Below are 14,281 nucleotides of genomic sequence, written 5' to 3'. Positions count from 1 at the left end.
GTGCCGTGTGCGCGGGTGCGGGATCGCACTGGTCCGTGGTCGCGCTGGCGCGCCCCGGGGCGGCCACAGGGACCGCGGGCACGACGTCCGGCCCGCGGCCCGACTGGGGGTTAGTTGTTGATCTGGTAGTTGCCGATGAACAGGGTGATCAGGCTGGTGTCGCCGAGCAGCGAGCCGAGGACGCCCCCGGAGCCGTCGGCCGCGGCGGCCGGGGCCGCGGAGCCGAGGAAGAGGGCGGTTCCGGCGAGGGAGGCGACGGCCAGGGCGGCGGTCCGGCGGGCGAGGGAGAACATGGGTGGTTCCTTCCGTTCGGGCGATGCGTCTACCGATGGCGGGTGCCTCTGGTGATACGTAGCGGCGGTGGTGTCTGGATTGGTGCAGAAGTTGCCAAAAACCAAGAATCCTCCTGACCTTCACTTACGCCGCAAAAACATGGACGGCACCCGTGGACCCGACGGACAGCCCCAGAGCGGGTGAGCTCGGGAGCGCGCGGTGTGGGGGACAGCCTCATGCTGCGTGGCAGCATGCTCATGCCGGTGTGGGTGGGTGACGCCGCCCGACGCCCCCGGGACCTGGACTTCGTGGTGGTCCCGGCCGGGACCGCCCCGTTCGGGGACCCGGCCGACCGCATGTTCGCGAACGTGGTCGGGGCCGTCACGGACGCGTCCGCGCGGGGAACCTCCTTCGACGCCGAGGGGGTTCGGCTGGAGAGCGTCTGGACCTACGAGCGTGCGCCGGGCCGCCGCGTGGTCGTCCCGTGGCGGGCCGAGGGCCTGCCCCCGGGCACCGTGCAGATCGACGTGGTGTTCAACGAGTCGCTTCCCGAGCCGCCGGTGTCGGTGTCGGTGGCGGGGGCGGACGTGCTGGCGGCCGGTGCGGAGCTGTCCCTGGCCTGGAAGGTGCTGTGGCTGTACACGGACACCTACCCGCAGGGCAAGGACCTCTACGACGCGGTCCTGCTCGCCGAGAGCGCGCGACCCTCGCGCGAACTGCTGGTCAGCGTGCCGCGTCCCGAACTGGGCGACCGGGCCGAGACCGTGGACGAGCGCTTCCTCCGCGAGGAGGGCAGCCTCGTCTTCGACGAGTGGGCCGACTTCGCCAGCGACTGCCCGTGGGTGGAGGGCGGCCCCGGGGAGTGAGCGGACCGCTTCGAGGCCGCGATGGCTCCCGTGTTCCGGGGGGAGTGAGCGGACCGCCCCTCTCCCGGGTCGAGTGAGGGGCGCATCGGCGGTCAGGCCGGGCGGACGAACGGGTCGGCGGGCGGCTCGTAGGGGATCTCCTCGTCGAGCAGCCACACCCAGTCCGGACGCCATTCGGGGGCGCGGCGGGCCATCTCCGCGGCGACGTCCCCTACCCACACACCGATGCCGAGGGCGGACTCCGTCGACCACTCCGGCCGGTGGTCGTAGGCCCGGTCGACCTCCACCGCGTCGGGGGTCGCCCGGGCGCGCAGGAAGAACCACATGCCGTGCTCGGGGTGGCCTTCGGCCTGGCGGAGTTCGTAGTCGTGGTGGCCGCGCGGTTCCTCCTGGATCCGGTTTCCCTCGGCGTCCACCAGCCTGGACTGGCTCAGACTGTTCCCGCCGGTGATCGTGTAGATCACCTCACCTCCGTGCTCGGCGGCCAGGCCGCGCAGGAGGTCGCCCAGCTCGCGCAGCGGTTCGGTCTCCCGGGGTACGGGTCGCGGCCTCTCCACGGCCGTCCGCATCACGGATTCCACCAGGATCGACCACTCCTGGTCGCTGAGCACGCGGGTCCGAGCGCGTTCGGCCGGTTTCTCCGTACCGGCGGGAAGCGGCGCGACGGGGCGACCGTCCCCGGCGATCCCGGCGGCTCGAAGGACGTTCGTGGCCGCGGCGGTGTCGAAGGGCATCGGGTCCAGGAAACCGAAGTCGATCGTTCCTCCCTCGACGGTGTGCTTCGCCTGGGTGTAGATCCGCTCCCCCAGGTCGTCGAAAGGGTCGTCGCCCTCGTCGGGACGCTGTTCCCCGGTCACCGACACCACCTCGTTGACGAAGTCCACGAGGTCCAGGGCGGCCTCCTCCGGACTGACGAAGGCGGACAGCCGCACCCCCAGGCCGTCCTCATCCACCTGGTCGTGGTAGGTCGAGCGCGCCCACGTCCCGCCCTCCCACCAGTACACGAAGCCGATGGGGACGTTGCTCTCCAACCGGGAGATCCACTCCCAGGGGAGCCACTCCGGGGCGTCCGCGTACGGATTGACCGGGGGCTGGAAGGAGCTGTCGGTCCTCCCCGCCCGGTCCCAGCCGATGAGCAGGTACCGACCGCCCTCGACACGGGCCATCCGCCACCAGTCACCGCCACCGTCCTGTAGGAGCAGGACACCGTCGTCCTCGACCCGGTGCCCCTCCGACCAGACGGGGCCGAGGCCGGTAGACAGCGCGATCTTCACCGCGCCGAGCGACCAGAGCACCTCGGGGTGCGGCAGGTCCTCGGGAAGCGGGGGGCTGTGGAAACCGGATGACACGGGCGCTCTCCTGAGAGGCCGGGGGCCGGGGGCGGTGATGACTTTGTCCCATGTGCCTCCGACACTCCACGCGCCGGGAAGGTTCGGCGCGGCTCAGGAGGCACCGCTGACGGGAGTGCTGGCGGGGGTACTGACGGAAGCGCTGACTAGCCTGGGGTGCATGCGGGAGATCCGGAAAGAACCGCGCGGGTGGACCCGTCCGGCCTTCGAGGCCGTGCTGTGGGCCCTTCTGGGCGCGCTGGTCGTGGTCGAGCTCTCCGGGGCCCGCGACCGGCCGCCGGTCCTCGAAACGTGCTTCCTGCTGCTCGCCCTGGTCGTCGCGGCGGTCCTGTCCCGCTCCCTGCCGCTCGTCTCCCTGGGCGTCATGCTCGCCGGGGCGGTCCTACAGACATCCGCCTCGGTCCTCCTGGCGGTGGAGACCGCCGTGTTCACGCCCTGGCTGGCCGTGGCGGTGCTGGCACTGCTCACCGGCCTGCGTTCGGAACGGGTGCGCCCGGTGGTGGCGCTGGTGGTCGTGGCGTGCTCGTTCACCCTCGTCCTGCACCTGCTGACGGGGCTGGTGTCCGGCACCGGCGTCCGCGCGTTCCTGTCCGACTCCGTGGACTGGCTGGGCGTCGTCCTCACCATCGCGCTGAGCACGCTCACCCCGTGGCTGTTCGGCCGCTACCAGCGCCTGCGCCGCCGGGTGTGGCGGGGCGGCTGGGAGATCGCCGAACGCATGGAGCGGACCCGCGCGGCCGAGGCCGACCGCGCCCGTCTGCGCGAGCGCGCCCGGATCGCGACCCGGATGCACGACTCCCTCGGCCACGACCTCGCCCTGATCGCGGTGCGCGCGGCGGCCCTGGAGATGACCGCCCAGGAGGACTCCGGGCAGGGCCGGGCCGCCGGTGAGCTGCGCGCGGCGGCGCACGAGGCCAACCTGCGGCTGCGGGAGATCATCGGGGTACTGCGCGAGAACGACGACGGTGACGGCGGCGGCCACGGCGAAGCCGCTTCCGGGCTGGGCGCGGGTGAGCCGGACCCGGGCGGGTTGAACGCGAGTGAGCCGGGTGCAGGCGGACTGGACGTGAGCGGGCCGGACCCGGGCGGGTTGAACGCGGGCGAGCCGGGTGCAGGCGGGCTGGACGTGAGCGGGCCGGACGCGGGCGGGTTGAACGCGGGCGAGCCGGTGGCGGTCCTGGTGCAGCGCGCCGCGGACGCCGGTATGCGGGTCCGCCTGCTGCGGGAGGGCCCCGACCCGGACCCGTCCGCCCCGGGCGGCTGCGCCGTGCACCGGGTGGTCCAGGAGGCACTGACCAACGCGGCCAAGTACGCGCCGGGGGCGGAGGTGACCGTGCGGGTGGTCCGCGAGGCCGACCGGACCCGGGTGTCGGTCGACGACGCCGGACCGCCGGAGGCCGTGCGGACGGTCCTGCCCGCGCGGAGCGGGGACGGGTCCGGCCTGGCCGGACTGCGTTCCCTGGTGGAGGAACTCGGCGGGAGCTTCGCCGCGGGCCGGGAGGAGGGCGCGGGGTTCACCGTACGGGCGACCGTGCCCGACCCCGGCGCCGAGGGCGTGGCGGAGGAGCCCGGGGAGTCGGAGACGCACCGCGCCCACAGCGAGGCCCGCGACCGCGCGCGGCGTCGGCTGGTGACCGCCGTGGCCGTTCCGGTCGCGCTGGGCCTGGGCCTGGTGGCGGTCGGTTTCGGCCTGCTGACCTGGGTCGGTGTCAACACCGTGCTGTCTCCGGAGCGGTACGGGCGGTTGTCCGTGGGGGACGACCGGGAGCGGGTGGAGGGGGTGCTCCCCCGGTTCTCCTATCCCGAGGGTTCGGTGTCGGCACGGGCTTCCGAGCCGCCCGCGCCGCCCGGTGCCCGGTGCTCCTTCTACCTGTCCCGGTACGAGAACGGGCTGCCGCCGGTGTACCGGCTGTGCTTCGAGGGCGGCGTCCTGGTCGCCAAGGACGAGATCCACCGGACCGACTGACCGGGCGGCCCAGTAGGGTGTCGGCGTGAACGCGACAGACGGCGCCGGGGTGCTGCGCCTCGTCCTCGCCGACGACGAGGCGATGATGCGCGCGGGACTGCGCGCGATCCTGTCGGCGGCGCCGGGGATCGAGGTGGTGGGTGAGGCCGGGGACGGTACCGCCGCCGTGGCCCTGGTCGCCGAGCACCACCCCGACATCGCGCTGCTGGACGTGCAGATGCCCGGCACGGACGGCCTGGCAGCGACGGAGGTCATCGCCCGGGAGTATCCGGGGACCGCGGTCGTCATCCTCACCACGTTCTCCGAGGACGCCTACATCGCGCGGGCCCTGTCCGGGGGCGCCAGCGGGTTCGTGCTCAAGAGCGGGGATCCCCGGCAGCTTGTGGAGGGGCTGCGCGCGGTCGCGGAGGGCGGGGCGTACCTGTCGCCGGAGGTGGCGCGCCGGGTGATCGACGAGCTGGACTCCTCCGGGGGTCGGTTGTCCCGCGCGTCGGCCGCACGGGAACGGATCGGACGGCTCACCGAACGCGAACGCGGGGTGCTGGCGCTGGTCGGCGAGGGGTGCTCCAACGACGAGATCGCCCGCCGCCTGGCCATCGCCCCGGGCACGGTCAAGGTGCACGTGGGTTCGATCCTCACCCGGCTCGACGTGCGCAACCGGGTGCAGGCAGCCATCGTGGCCTACGAGGCCGGACTGGTCTGAGAGGGCTGCTGGCTTCGATCCGCGGGCACGGACGGTTGTCCACAGGCGCAGATCGGGGCTGGCGGCGAGGGCGTCCGCTGCGGTTCGATGGGAATCGGGGGGTCCCCAGGGCCCTCTCCGTCGGCGTGCCCGCGCACCCGCACTCCCGCGCCCCGTCCCCACACACCGCTCCCACCGCTCCCGCTGCTCCCACCACTCGCCCTACCCCTTTGTGCCTACCCGACCGCTGTCGTCCAGGAGATGTGCGCGGGGGTCCCCGGCCCGGAGCATTGCCGGCATGAACACCGCCAAATCCATCCGCGCGAAGCGCGCGACCGCCTACGGTTCGGCCGTCCTCGTCCTCGCCGCGGCCTTCTCCATCCCCACCGCCCTCGACGCGGCCACCGACTCCGGGAGCGTGGTCCTCACACCGCCCGAACCCACCGGCCCGCACGCCGTCGGCCGGACCGAGCTGCACCTGGTCGACCCCGACCGCGGCCACCCCTGGGTGGAGGAGGCCACCGAGCGGGACGTCATGATCAGCATCTGGTACCCGGCCGGGGACGGCGCCGCCTCTGGGGACAACGCCGCCTCTGGGGACGGCGCCGCCTCTGGGGACAACGCCACCTCCGGGGACGGCACGGGCACCGGCGAACCCGCGCCCTACGTCACGCCGTCCGTCGCCGGGGTGCTCAAGAGCGAAATGGAACAGGGGGGAATCCACCGCGACAGCGTCGACTTCGACGCCTTCCGGGTCAACGCCCTCCAGGACGTTCCGGTCGCCGACGCGGGCCCGTTCCCCGTGGTCCTCTACTCCCCCGGGATGGAGCAGTCCCGGTTCCTCAACGCCCTGCACCTGGAGGAACTCGCCTCCCACGGGTACGTGGTGGCCGCCATGGACCACCCCTACGAGACGCTCGCCGTGGACATGCCCGACGGCCGGGTCCTGCGCACGAGCGCCCCCTCCTTCAGCACCGAGTCCCTCAAGGAGGCCGTCACGGTCCGGCGCGCGGACACCCGACTGGTCCTGGACGGGCTGACCGCGCTCTCCGAGGGCCTCAGCCCCGACGCGGGCGGCCAGGAGCCGCCCGCGGGTCTGGGCGAGGCGCTGGACCTGGACGCGGTGGGCATGTTCGGCCACTCCGCCGGAGGGCTCACCGCCGCCGAGGTGATGCTGGAGGACGAGCGCGTCGACGCGGGGCTGGACCTGGACGGCACCATCGGCTACCACGTCGGGCACGAGGTGTGGTCGGAGGCCAACCTGCGGGGCGCCGACCGCCCCTTCGCGCTCCTGACCGCGGGAAGGGCCGGGGTCGAGCTCCAGCCGCACCACAGCGGGTACAGCGCCGGTTTCCGGACCTTCGTCGAGGCCTCCTCGGTCGACGTCCTGGAGCTGTACATGGCCGAGGGCGAGCACTTCAGCTACACCGACCACCAGTGGGCCCTGCCCGCCATCGACGAGGCCCTCCAGCCGAGCAACCGCTCCTGGCCCGACCTGGTGGAGGGGTCGATCGGCACCGTCGACCCCGAGGAGTCCGTCCGGGCGCAGCGCGCCTACGTCACGGCCTTCTTCGACGCCCACCTACGCGGTGAGCGGGAGCCGATCCTGGACGGTCCCTCGCCGGACCTCCCCGTGATGGAGTTCGTCGACCACGGCCGGTGACCCGCCGGTCCCCGTCTCCCGGGTCCGTCACCCCGTGGGCGACGGACCCCGGCGAACACCGGTGGGCCGCCCGACACCGAGCGGCCCACTGGGGCGGCGTCGCGGCCGCCCCGTCGCCGCGTCCCCTACACGTCGCGCACGCGCAGTTCGGTGTGGGCCACGATCTGCGCTGCCAGGGCCCAGCCCACGACCGCGGCGATGTTCACCGGCCCGTCGTGCGGCGCCGTGTAGAAGCCCACGTCACCGCCCGCGTAGAACTCGATCCCGGCCGTTCCCGGCATCAGAGCCGCGAAGTCGCTGATCATCTGCACCTGGGAGAGCTGCATGACCATCGGCAGCCCCAGGAGCAGCAGGAACCCCACGATGAACGTGCCCGGCATGCTCCGCGTCGCCGTGCCGATCCCGACGAACAGCACCGCGAACAGCGCCATGCACACGCCCGCGCTCAGCGCCGTCACCAGGGTCTCGGCGACGTCGGCGGAGGCGTACCGGCCGACGAACACGCTCAGCACCGCGACCGCCGTCACCGTGGCGAGCACGCCCGCCGCGAAGGCCAGACCGGCGGTCACCAGCGTGCGCGCGATCAGCACGGTCCCCCGGGCGGGCCGCCACAGCAGCGTGCTGGTGACGCTGCCGTTGCCGAACTCCCCGGTCGCGGCCAGCGCGGCCATCACCAGCACGGCGATCTGCACCAGGTAGAAGTGCCCCTGCGAGGTGAGCCGCGTGAACGCGGCGCCGTCCGCCTCGTCCGGGTTCTCGATGATCCGGGTCCACTCGGTGTAGCCCATGAGCGCGGCGAACACGGCCATGCCCGCCAGTGCGGCGCCGAACGCCCACCACGTGGAGCGCAGGGACGACTGCCGGACCCACTCGGCGGCGACCTCACGGAACAGGTCCGTCCGGAGGCGGCTCCCGGCGCGGTCGGCCCTCGCCCCCGCCGCCTTCGCCGACCTCTCCGCCCACCCCGTGCTCGCGGGGCTTGCGGGGCTTGCGGGGTCTTCCCTCACACCCGTGGCACCCGACACCTTCGACACACCCGACATGCTCTCCTCGCTCCTGCCGTCCTGCCCGTTCCCGCTTCCGTTTCGGGCTTGCGCCCCCTCTTCCTGCCATCGGATCACCGGGACCTCCTGCGTCCCAGGCGGCGCGGCGGCCCGGCCGATCCCGCGGTGTTCCCGGGAGACGCCGGATTACCGGCAGCGGCTCCCCTTCTCCCCATGGCGCTCCCAGAGGCGGGTACCGCGTTCCCCGGGGCTTTCCGGCCGGAGGCAGCGGGTCCGGAGCGGGCTCCGTACTCGACGGCGTCCCCGGTCAGTTCCAGGTAGGCCTCCTCCAGCGAGGCCTCCTCCAGCCGGAGCCCGTGGACCCGCGCTCCCACGGCGTGCGCGTGGTCGCCGACCTCCGCCGCGCCGAGCCCGAACACCCTCAGGCCGGCGCCTCGGGCGCCTCCGTCGTCACGAGCACCTCCGTCGTCACGGGCACCTCCATCGTCACGGGTGCCACTGGTCTCCCTGTCGCCCCGAACACCCCTGTCGTCCCGGAAGTCCTCCGCGGCCTCGACCCGCACCGACGACCCCAGCCGCTCCAGCACTTCCCGCAGCCTCACGGCGTCCGGGCTGTGGACCAGCACGTGCGTGCGCGACCAGGCCGCGATCACGTCGGAGATCGACGCGTCCGCGATCAGCCGTCCCCGGCCCACCACGACCAGGTGGTCGGCGACCATCTCCATCTCGCTCATCAGATGGCTGGAGACGAACACGGTGCGCCCCTCGTCGGCGAGCCGCCGCGTCAGGTCGCGCATCCACCGCACGCCGTCCAGGTCGAGCCCGTTCACCGGTTCGTCGAACAGCAGTACTCCCGGGTCCCCCAACAGCGCGTCCGCGACGCCCAGCCGCTGGCGCATGCCCAGTGAGTACCCGTGGACCCGCTGGCGCGCGACGTCGGTCAGGCCGACCTCCTCCAGCACCTCGTCCACCCGGCTCCTCGGGATCCCGCCGCCCGCGGCCTTCGCGGTCAGGTGGGCGCGGGCGCTGCGCCCGGGGTGGGCGGCGTCCGGCGACAGCAGGGCGCCGACCTGCCGCGTCGGCCGGTCCAGCCGCCCGTACTCCCGGCCGTTGACCAGCGCCTCTCCCGACGTGGGCCGGGCCAGGCCCAGCAGCATCCGCATGGTCGTGGACTTCCCGGCGCCGTTGGGCCCCAGGAAGCCGGTCACACGCCCGGGTTCGACGGTGAAGGTGAGCCCGTCCACCGCCGTCCTCCCCCCGTAGCGTTTGGTCAGTTCGCGCACCGTGAGCACGGTTTCCCCTCTCTTCCGCTCTCCTGGTGCACCACGCTAGGAAGAGGGGCCCGGGTCCCACATCTGTGGTTCGTCGGGAACCGGATACGCACTTGTGCCTACCCGGCGCCGCCCGGGGCCGTTTCGCCGGACCCGCGTTTCGGGTAGGTCCCGTTGCGACCAACCGATCGAACGGGGGGGAGAGACCATGCGGGCGTCCATCGGCGACTACGTGCATACGCACGGGGTCGTGAGCACCGAGGGTCAGCACGTCGGGGAGATCGTGGAGATACGCGGCGCCGACGACGGGCCGCCGTACGTGGTGCGGTTTCCCGACGGCGAGGAACGGCTCGTCTACCCCGGGCCGGAGACGGTGGTGGAACCCCGGCACCCGGTGGACTGAGGGGCGCCGGACGGGCTACCGGGGCTGGCTGCCAGGGCTGCCGGGACAGCCGGGACACCCGCCCCCCGGGGCCGGACCCGACAACGGCCGCGCACACGGCGGACACACAAGACGGCGGCGGGCGTGACGCCCGCCGCCGTTGTGTCCTGGGTCCGCGCGAGGGTCAGGCCGACAGCCGGTCCAGGAAGCCGCCCAGGTTGGTCGAGGCGCGGGCGATCTGCTCGTCCACGGTGAGGGACTCCTCGAACCGCCCGCCCGGCTCCGGCTCCTTCTTCCCGCGGATGTACAGCGAGCAGGCGAAGTCCGTGCACATGTACAGTCCCACCGTGCTGCCCGCCTGACCGGAGCGCCTCGCCTTGGGCGCTGCCAGCAGCGCCACGCCCCGTCCGGGATGGGTGGTCAGGCACACCGAGCACATGCTCCGGCGCAGTCCGGCGCGGACGTTCGACAGCCGGAAGGCCACGCCCACGAGCCGGTCACCGTGCTCGGTGACCAGGTAGGCGCGCTCGTGCGCGGTGTGGTCGCGCCAGCCGAGGAAGTCCAGGTCCTCCCACGGGCGCCGGTCCAGGTCGCGCGGCAGTGAGAGCCGCTGCGCCTCCCCCTTCGAGCAGTTCACGAACGACGTCCGGATGTCCCGCTCAGTCAAAGCTCTCATGGGAGGGACGCTAACCCCGCAGGTCGGGCCCCGGCAACGCTTTTACGACGCGGCGGACTCCACCCGCGCGACGCGGAACGCCCGCGCCACCGGGCGCGTCGCCCGCTCCGTCCGCACCGTCCGCGCCCCATGTGTCCCATCCCACCCGTGCCGACCGCTCCCCGGAGCGGACCGGCCGTCCCGCCGCCGTTCCCCGAACGCCTGCCCGAGCCGTCGGCCCGGACCGCCTGCCCGAGCCGCCCGCCGGGCCCCGCAGCGCCTCTCTCCCGCGCCTGTGGACGACTCCACGGGCGCGCATCGCCGCCCGGCGCTCACGGTCTTCGGGTCTTCGCGGCCTGCGAGCCTGCACCTCGTGCCCCCCACCGTCTCAGGAGCGCCTGATCAGGTAGAGCGCGAAGGGTTCTCCCCCGTGGCGGATCTCGCGCGCGTAGCCGAACCCGAGCCGTTCCATGACCGCGCGGGAACGGAGGTTGTGCACCTCGGTGAAGGAGGCCACCTCGTCCGCGCCGAGGTCGTCGAAGGCGAACGCCAGTCCCGCGCGGCCGATCTCGCTGGCGTAGCCGAGCCCCCAGAAGCACTCGCGGATCGCCCAGCCGACCTCCAGGCACCAGAGGGAGTCCACCACAGCGTGGGACAGACCGCCGCGCCCCACCAGCTCACCGGTCCCCCGATCGTGCGCGATCCACTTGTGGACGCCGTCGGTCTCCCAGGCGCGTCCCATGTGCAGGGCGCTCTCCCAGGCCTCTCCCCGCGTCCACCTGCCGCCGTACCACCGGGCGACGCCGGGGTCCCTGTGCAGCCGCCACAGTTCGCGGGCGTGCTCGGGGCCGATGGGGTCCAGGCGCAGCCTCCGCGTGAGGCGGACGCCGGACGGGCCCCGCGGTCCGGCGGGGTCGGCCGGGGTTCCCGGTGGAGCGCGGCGGCGGTGTCTGCGGTCGAAGCCGGTCACAGGTACTCCAGCCGGGCGTGGGTGTCGGACAGGACGGCGGCGTGGTCCCGGTCGCCGAGGGAGTCGCCGAGTGCGTGGAGGAGCTCCTCCGACCGGGGGCGGCGGTCCCGCGACCAGACGGCCACCCGCGGGTTCCGGGCGCGCCCCCGTCCGCCCTCTCCGCTCCCACGCGAGAAAGTCTAGGTCCCGGCCCTCCCGTACGGCCGTCACCGCCGTGTACTGGGACTTTCCCGTTATCCGCCGGACACTCCGCGCGTACTGTCCCTCCGCGGCGCCGACAGGACGTCAGTCCCGCTGGAAGAGCCGCGCCGTGTACAGGACCGCGCCGGAGGCCAGCCCGGCCAGGGCCAGCGAGGCCGCGAACGAGGCGGCTTCGAGCACGAAGCCGGAGAGCTCGACCGTCTCGGCCAGGAACCGGCGCGAGGCCTGGCGTGAGAGGACGAACACGGCCACGAAGACGACGAAGGAGACGACCGAGGAGACCTTCACCGGAGTGTTCCGGGGTGGTGGAGAGGGCGCATGCGGGCCATCCTAGGACGCGCCGCCCCAGGTCACTCCCCGGGCCCGGAGGTCGGACCCGCGACGGCCCGCTCCCCCTCCCCCTGCCCGCCCATCTGGAGGAACGCCGTGCCGACCGCCACCAGCAGCAGGCCGCCCAGTTGCGGCCAGGTGAGCGCCTCGCCGAGCAGGGCGACGCCCAGGACCGCCACGGCGGCCACGCCCAGCGCCGTCCACAGGCCGTAGGCGACCCCGACAGGCATCCCGTGCCGCAGCGCGAGGGAGAAGAGGTAGTAGGCCGCCACCACGCTGACGACCGCCAGCGCGGTGGGGACCGGGGCGGTGAAGCCGTCCGAGGCACGGGTCGCGAACGCCCCGAGTACCTCGGTCACGATGGTCGCGACCAGGAAGAACCAGGCCATGGCGTACCCCTCCGCATCACGGGGCTTCCGCGCCCCGAAATTATATGAACGATGGTTCAACTTATAGCGCAACCCACTGGGCTGGAACAAGGTTCATGAACAACGAAAGTAGTTGAACTATCGTTCGTTTTGTGTGAGGCTCTGGTCCGACGGAACACATCTGGGAGGAAGCATGCTGCTCGCCTACGCCCTCCTCGCCGGGACCGTGGCGCTCGAGGTGGTCGGAGCCCTCGCCACGCGCTACTCCGACGGGTTCACCCGTCCCCTGCCCACAGTGCTCACGGTCACCTCGGTCCTTGGCGCCTACTACCTGTTCTCGCTGGCGCTCCTCGAAGGGCTCGACCTCGGGGCCGCCTACGCCGTCTGGGCCGCCGCGGGCGTCGTCTCCGTCGCGCTGGTCGGCGCCCTCCTCCTCGGTGACAGACTCACGCGCACCCAGACCGCGGGCATCGGACTCGCGACCCTCGGGGTGGTGTTGTTGCAGCTCGGAGCGGCCTGAGGGCTGTCGCCCGACCGCTCACCCGGAGCGTGCGCTGCTAGACTCCAGCGAGCCGAACAGCACGCGGCCCTGGAGGCGGAGATGACGCGAACGACCGGTGCGCAGGTCGACGGACGCCGCGCCCGGGGCGAACGCAAGCGGGAGGCGATCATCGCCGCGGCCCTGCGCGTCATCGAGCGCGACGGGGTCTCCGGGGCCACCCACCGGACGGTCGCCGGGGAGGCCGGGGTCCCCGCGAGTTCGGTGGCCTACTACTTCGCCACCCTGGACGACCTGCTCGTGGCGGCTCTGACCGTGGCCTCGGACTCCTACATCGCCCAGCTGCGCCGGGTCATGGACGCCGACGGCGACGACCTCGCGACCCTGGCCCAGCTCATCGCCGAGGCCGCCGGGCCCGACCGGCGCCGGGCCCTGGCCGAGCGCGAGCTGACGCTGCTCGCCGCGCGCCGCCCCGCACTGCGCCCCATGGCCCTGCGCTGGCGGGAGACCCTCACCGAGATCGCACGGCGCCACACCGACGACCCGGTCGCGGTGGAGGCCTTCCCCTCGGTGTCGGACGGGTTGTGCGCACGCGTGCTACTGGGAGGGGACACCCCCACCGTGGGCGAGATCGAGGCCGTCCTGCGCCACACCCTGCGCACCCGGAGCTGACCGCGCGGGCCCGAACACCACGTGTATCCAGCTCCGACGCTCACCTCGGACACCAGGCGCACCCGACGCCGACCGCCCGCACCTCGAACAGCACGCCTCGAACACCACGCGCACCCGGCGTCGACCGAGTCCCACCCCCGCGCACCCAGCTCCCGGACCGTGTCACACCCTGGCAGGCACGGGGCACAGGCAGCAGACTGGGCCCCGTCCGGACCCTCCGGGCACGCGTCGAGGAGGACACATGGAACTCGGTATGCACGTCGCCGACTTCACCTGGGACGGCGGCACGCCCGCCATCGGCCCCACGCTCGCCGACACCGCCCGCGCCGCCGAGGCCGCGGGCATCTCGCGGCTCACGGTGATGGACCACTTCTGGCAGATGGGCGGGGACATCGGCCCACAGGAGAACGCCATGCTGGAGGCGTACACCACCCTGGGGTTCCTGGCCGCGCACACCGAGCGGGTCCTCCTGCACACCCTGGTCACGGGGGCCGTGTACCGCGAGCCGGGTGTGCTGGCCAAGCAGATCAGCACCCTGGACACGCTGTCCGGCGGACGCGCCGGACTCGGCGTGGGGGCCGCCTGGTACGCCGACGAGGCGCACGGCCTGGGCATCCCGTTCCCGTCCACGGCGGAGCGGTTCGAGCGCCTGGAGGAGACGATCCAGATCTGCCTCCAGATGTGGGGCGGGGACGAGGGCCCCTACCGGGGCAGGCACCACACGCTGGAGCGCACCCTCAACTCGCCGCAGAACACCTCCGCCCCGCATCCGTACCTGATGGTCGGCGGCGGCGGCGAGCGCAAGACCCTGCGGCTGGTCGCCCAGTACGCGGACGCGTGCAACATCTTCGGCGGCCCGGAGGCGGCGCACAAGCTCGACGTACTCAGGCGGCACTGCGAGGACCTGGGGCGCGACTACGACCGGATCGAGAAGACCACGACCTTCTCCGTCACCCCCGCCACCACGCGGGACGCACTGGTCGGGCAGCTGCTGGAGCTGGCCGAGACCGGGTTCTCGGTCGCCTACGTGTACGGCCAGGGCTTCTCCGACCCCCGCCGCGCGGTCGAGCTGTTCGGCTCCGCCCTGCCGGAGGTCGCGGGCGCCTGAGCCGGGGCGGTACCACCACCGC

At 73.2% G+C, this 14,281-nt stretch carries 17 protein-coding genes; 8 read left to right on the top strand and 9 right to left on the bottom strand.

What is annotated here, in order from left to right:
- Positions 1 to 110: 110 nt before the first annotated feature.
- Positions 111 to 293, bottom strand: coding sequence for a hypothetical protein (locus ACSIH6_RS10015; RefSeq protein ID WP_435107954.1), 183 nt, complete (start codon positions 291 to 293; stop codon positions 111 to 113).
- 201 nt (positions 294 to 494) lie between these two features.
- On the opposite strand from ACSIH6_RS10015, the gene ACSIH6_RS10010 reads away from it, so the two are divergent.
- The gene (locus ACSIH6_RS10010; protein WP_435107953.1) at positions 495 to 1,139 is read left to right on the top strand and encodes a nucleotidyl transferase AbiEii/AbiGii toxin family protein; all 645 of its coding nucleotides are present in this window, start codon (positions 495 to 497) and stop codon (positions 1,137 to 1,139) included.
- Between the two features lie 92 nt (positions 1,140 to 1,231).
- Here ACSIH6_RS10010 and ACSIH6_RS10005 read toward each other — a convergent pair whose 3' ends face one another.
- Entirely contained in the window at positions 1,232 to 2,488 is a 1,257-nt protein-coding gene (locus ACSIH6_RS10005; protein WP_435107952.1) for a hypothetical protein, read from the bottom strand.
- Positions 2,489 to 2,648: 160 nt separating this feature from the next.
- On the opposite strand from ACSIH6_RS10005, the gene ACSIH6_RS10000 reads away from it, so the two are divergent.
- The 3 genes from ACSIH6_RS10000 to ACSIH6_RS09990 all read left to right on the top strand — a co-directional run bounded on the left by ACSIH6_RS10000 (position 2,649) and on the right by ACSIH6_RS09990 (position 6,799).
- Positions 2,649 to 4,454, top strand: coding sequence for a sensor histidine kinase (locus tag ACSIH6_RS10000; protein ID WP_435107951.1), 1,806 nt, complete (start codon positions 2,649 to 2,651; stop codon positions 4,452 to 4,454).
- A gap of 49 nt (positions 4,455 to 4,503) precedes the next feature.
- Positions 4,504 to 5,157 carry a response regulator gene (locus ACSIH6_RS09995; protein ID WP_435108002.1) on the top strand — a complete coding sequence of 218 codons (654 nt, stop codon included), beginning with the start codon at positions 4,504 to 4,506 and terminating at the stop codon, positions 5,155 to 5,157.
- A 277-nt stretch (positions 5,158 to 5,434) separates the two neighbouring features.
- Positions 5,435 to 6,799 (top strand): alpha/beta hydrolase family protein, encoded by a 1,365-nt coding sequence (locus ACSIH6_RS09990; RefSeq protein ID WP_435107950.1) that lies wholly within the window; start codon positions 5,435 to 5,437, stop codon positions 6,797 to 6,799.
- A 125-nt stretch (positions 6,800 to 6,924) separates the two neighbouring features.
- On the opposite strand, the gene ACSIH6_RS09985 is transcribed toward ACSIH6_RS09990, so the two are convergent.
- Both ACSIH6_RS09985 and ACSIH6_RS09980 read right to left on the bottom strand, forming a co-directional pair.
- Positions 6,925 to 7,842, bottom strand: coding sequence for an ABC transporter permease (locus tag ACSIH6_RS09985; RefSeq protein ID WP_435107949.1), 918 nt, complete (start codon positions 7,840 to 7,842; stop codon positions 6,925 to 6,927).
- 74 nt (positions 7,843 to 7,916) lie between these two features.
- Positions 7,917 to 9,095, bottom strand: a complete 1,179-nt coding sequence (locus tag ACSIH6_RS09980; RefSeq protein WP_435107948.1) for an ABC transporter ATP-binding protein — start codon at positions 9,093 to 9,095, stop codon at positions 7,917 to 7,919.
- A 187-nt stretch (positions 9,096 to 9,282) separates the two neighbouring features.
- On the opposite strand from ACSIH6_RS09980, the gene ACSIH6_RS09975 reads away from it, so the two are divergent.
- Positions 9,283 to 9,477 (top strand): DUF1918 domain-containing protein, encoded by a 195-nt coding sequence (locus ACSIH6_RS09975; protein ID WP_435107947.1) that lies wholly within the window; start codon positions 9,283 to 9,285, stop codon positions 9,475 to 9,477.
- A gap of 163 nt (positions 9,478 to 9,640) precedes the next feature.
- On the opposite strand, the gene ACSIH6_RS09970 is transcribed toward ACSIH6_RS09975, so the two are convergent.
- From ACSIH6_RS09970 to ACSIH6_RS09950, 5 genes are all read right to left on the bottom strand, one after another.
- A complete protein-coding gene (locus ACSIH6_RS09970) occupies positions 9,641 to 10,132 on the bottom strand; it encodes an FBP domain-containing protein (RefSeq protein ID WP_435107946.1) in 492 nt (163 codons plus the stop codon).
- Positions 10,133 to 10,499: 367 nt separating this feature from the next.
- Positions 10,500 to 11,081, bottom strand: coding sequence for a GNAT family N-acetyltransferase (locus ACSIH6_RS09965; RefSeq protein ID WP_435107945.1), 582 nt, complete (start codon positions 11,079 to 11,081; stop codon positions 10,500 to 10,502).
- Positions 11,078 to 11,206, bottom strand: coding sequence for a hypothetical protein (locus ACSIH6_RS09960; protein ID WP_435107944.1), 129 nt, complete (start codon positions 11,204 to 11,206; stop codon positions 11,078 to 11,080). Before ACSIH6_RS09960 ends, ACSIH6_RS09965 begins: the two co-directional genes overlap by 4 nt.
- Before the next feature lie 160 nt (positions 11,207 to 11,366).
- The gene (locus ACSIH6_RS09955; protein ID WP_013155257.1) at positions 11,367 to 11,570 is read right to left on the bottom strand and encodes a hypothetical protein; all 204 of its coding nucleotides are present in this window, start codon (positions 11,568 to 11,570) and stop codon (positions 11,367 to 11,369) included.
- 62 nt (positions 11,571 to 11,632) lie between these two features.
- Entirely contained in the window at positions 11,633 to 12,001 is a 369-nt protein-coding gene (locus ACSIH6_RS09950) for a DMT family transporter (protein ID WP_435107943.1), read from the bottom strand.
- 172 nt (positions 12,002 to 12,173) lie between these two features.
- Here ACSIH6_RS09950 and ACSIH6_RS09945 point away from each other — a divergent pair, with 172 nt between their 5' ends.
- The 3 genes from ACSIH6_RS09945 to ACSIH6_RS09935 all read left to right on the top strand — a co-directional run bounded on the left by ACSIH6_RS09945 (position 12,174) and on the right by ACSIH6_RS09935 (position 14,259).
- Positions 12,174 to 12,500, top strand: coding sequence for a DMT family transporter (locus ACSIH6_RS09945; RefSeq protein WP_435107942.1), 327 nt, complete (start codon positions 12,174 to 12,176; stop codon positions 12,498 to 12,500).
- A gap of 81 nt (positions 12,501 to 12,581) precedes the next feature.
- Positions 12,582 to 13,151: a TetR/AcrR family transcriptional regulator gene (locus ACSIH6_RS09940; protein WP_435107941.1), complete on the top strand. Its 570-nt coding sequence runs from the start codon at positions 12,582 to 12,584 to the stop codon at positions 13,149 to 13,151.
- Between the two features lie 241 nt (positions 13,152 to 13,392).
- Positions 13,393 to 14,259, top strand: coding sequence for an LLM class F420-dependent oxidoreductase (locus ACSIH6_RS09935; protein WP_435107940.1), 867 nt, complete (start codon positions 13,393 to 13,395; stop codon positions 14,257 to 14,259).
- The last annotated feature ends 22 nt before the right edge of the window (positions 14,260 to 14,281 follow it).

The sequence above is a fragment of the Nocardiopsis synnemataformans genome (assembly GCF_965343085.1).
In the GTDB taxonomy this organism is placed as follows: domain Bacteria; phylum Actinomycetota; class Actinomycetes; order Streptosporangiales; family Streptosporangiaceae; genus Nocardiopsis; species Nocardiopsis alborubida.
This window is presented reverse-complemented; position numbering and strand designations above follow the sequence as displayed.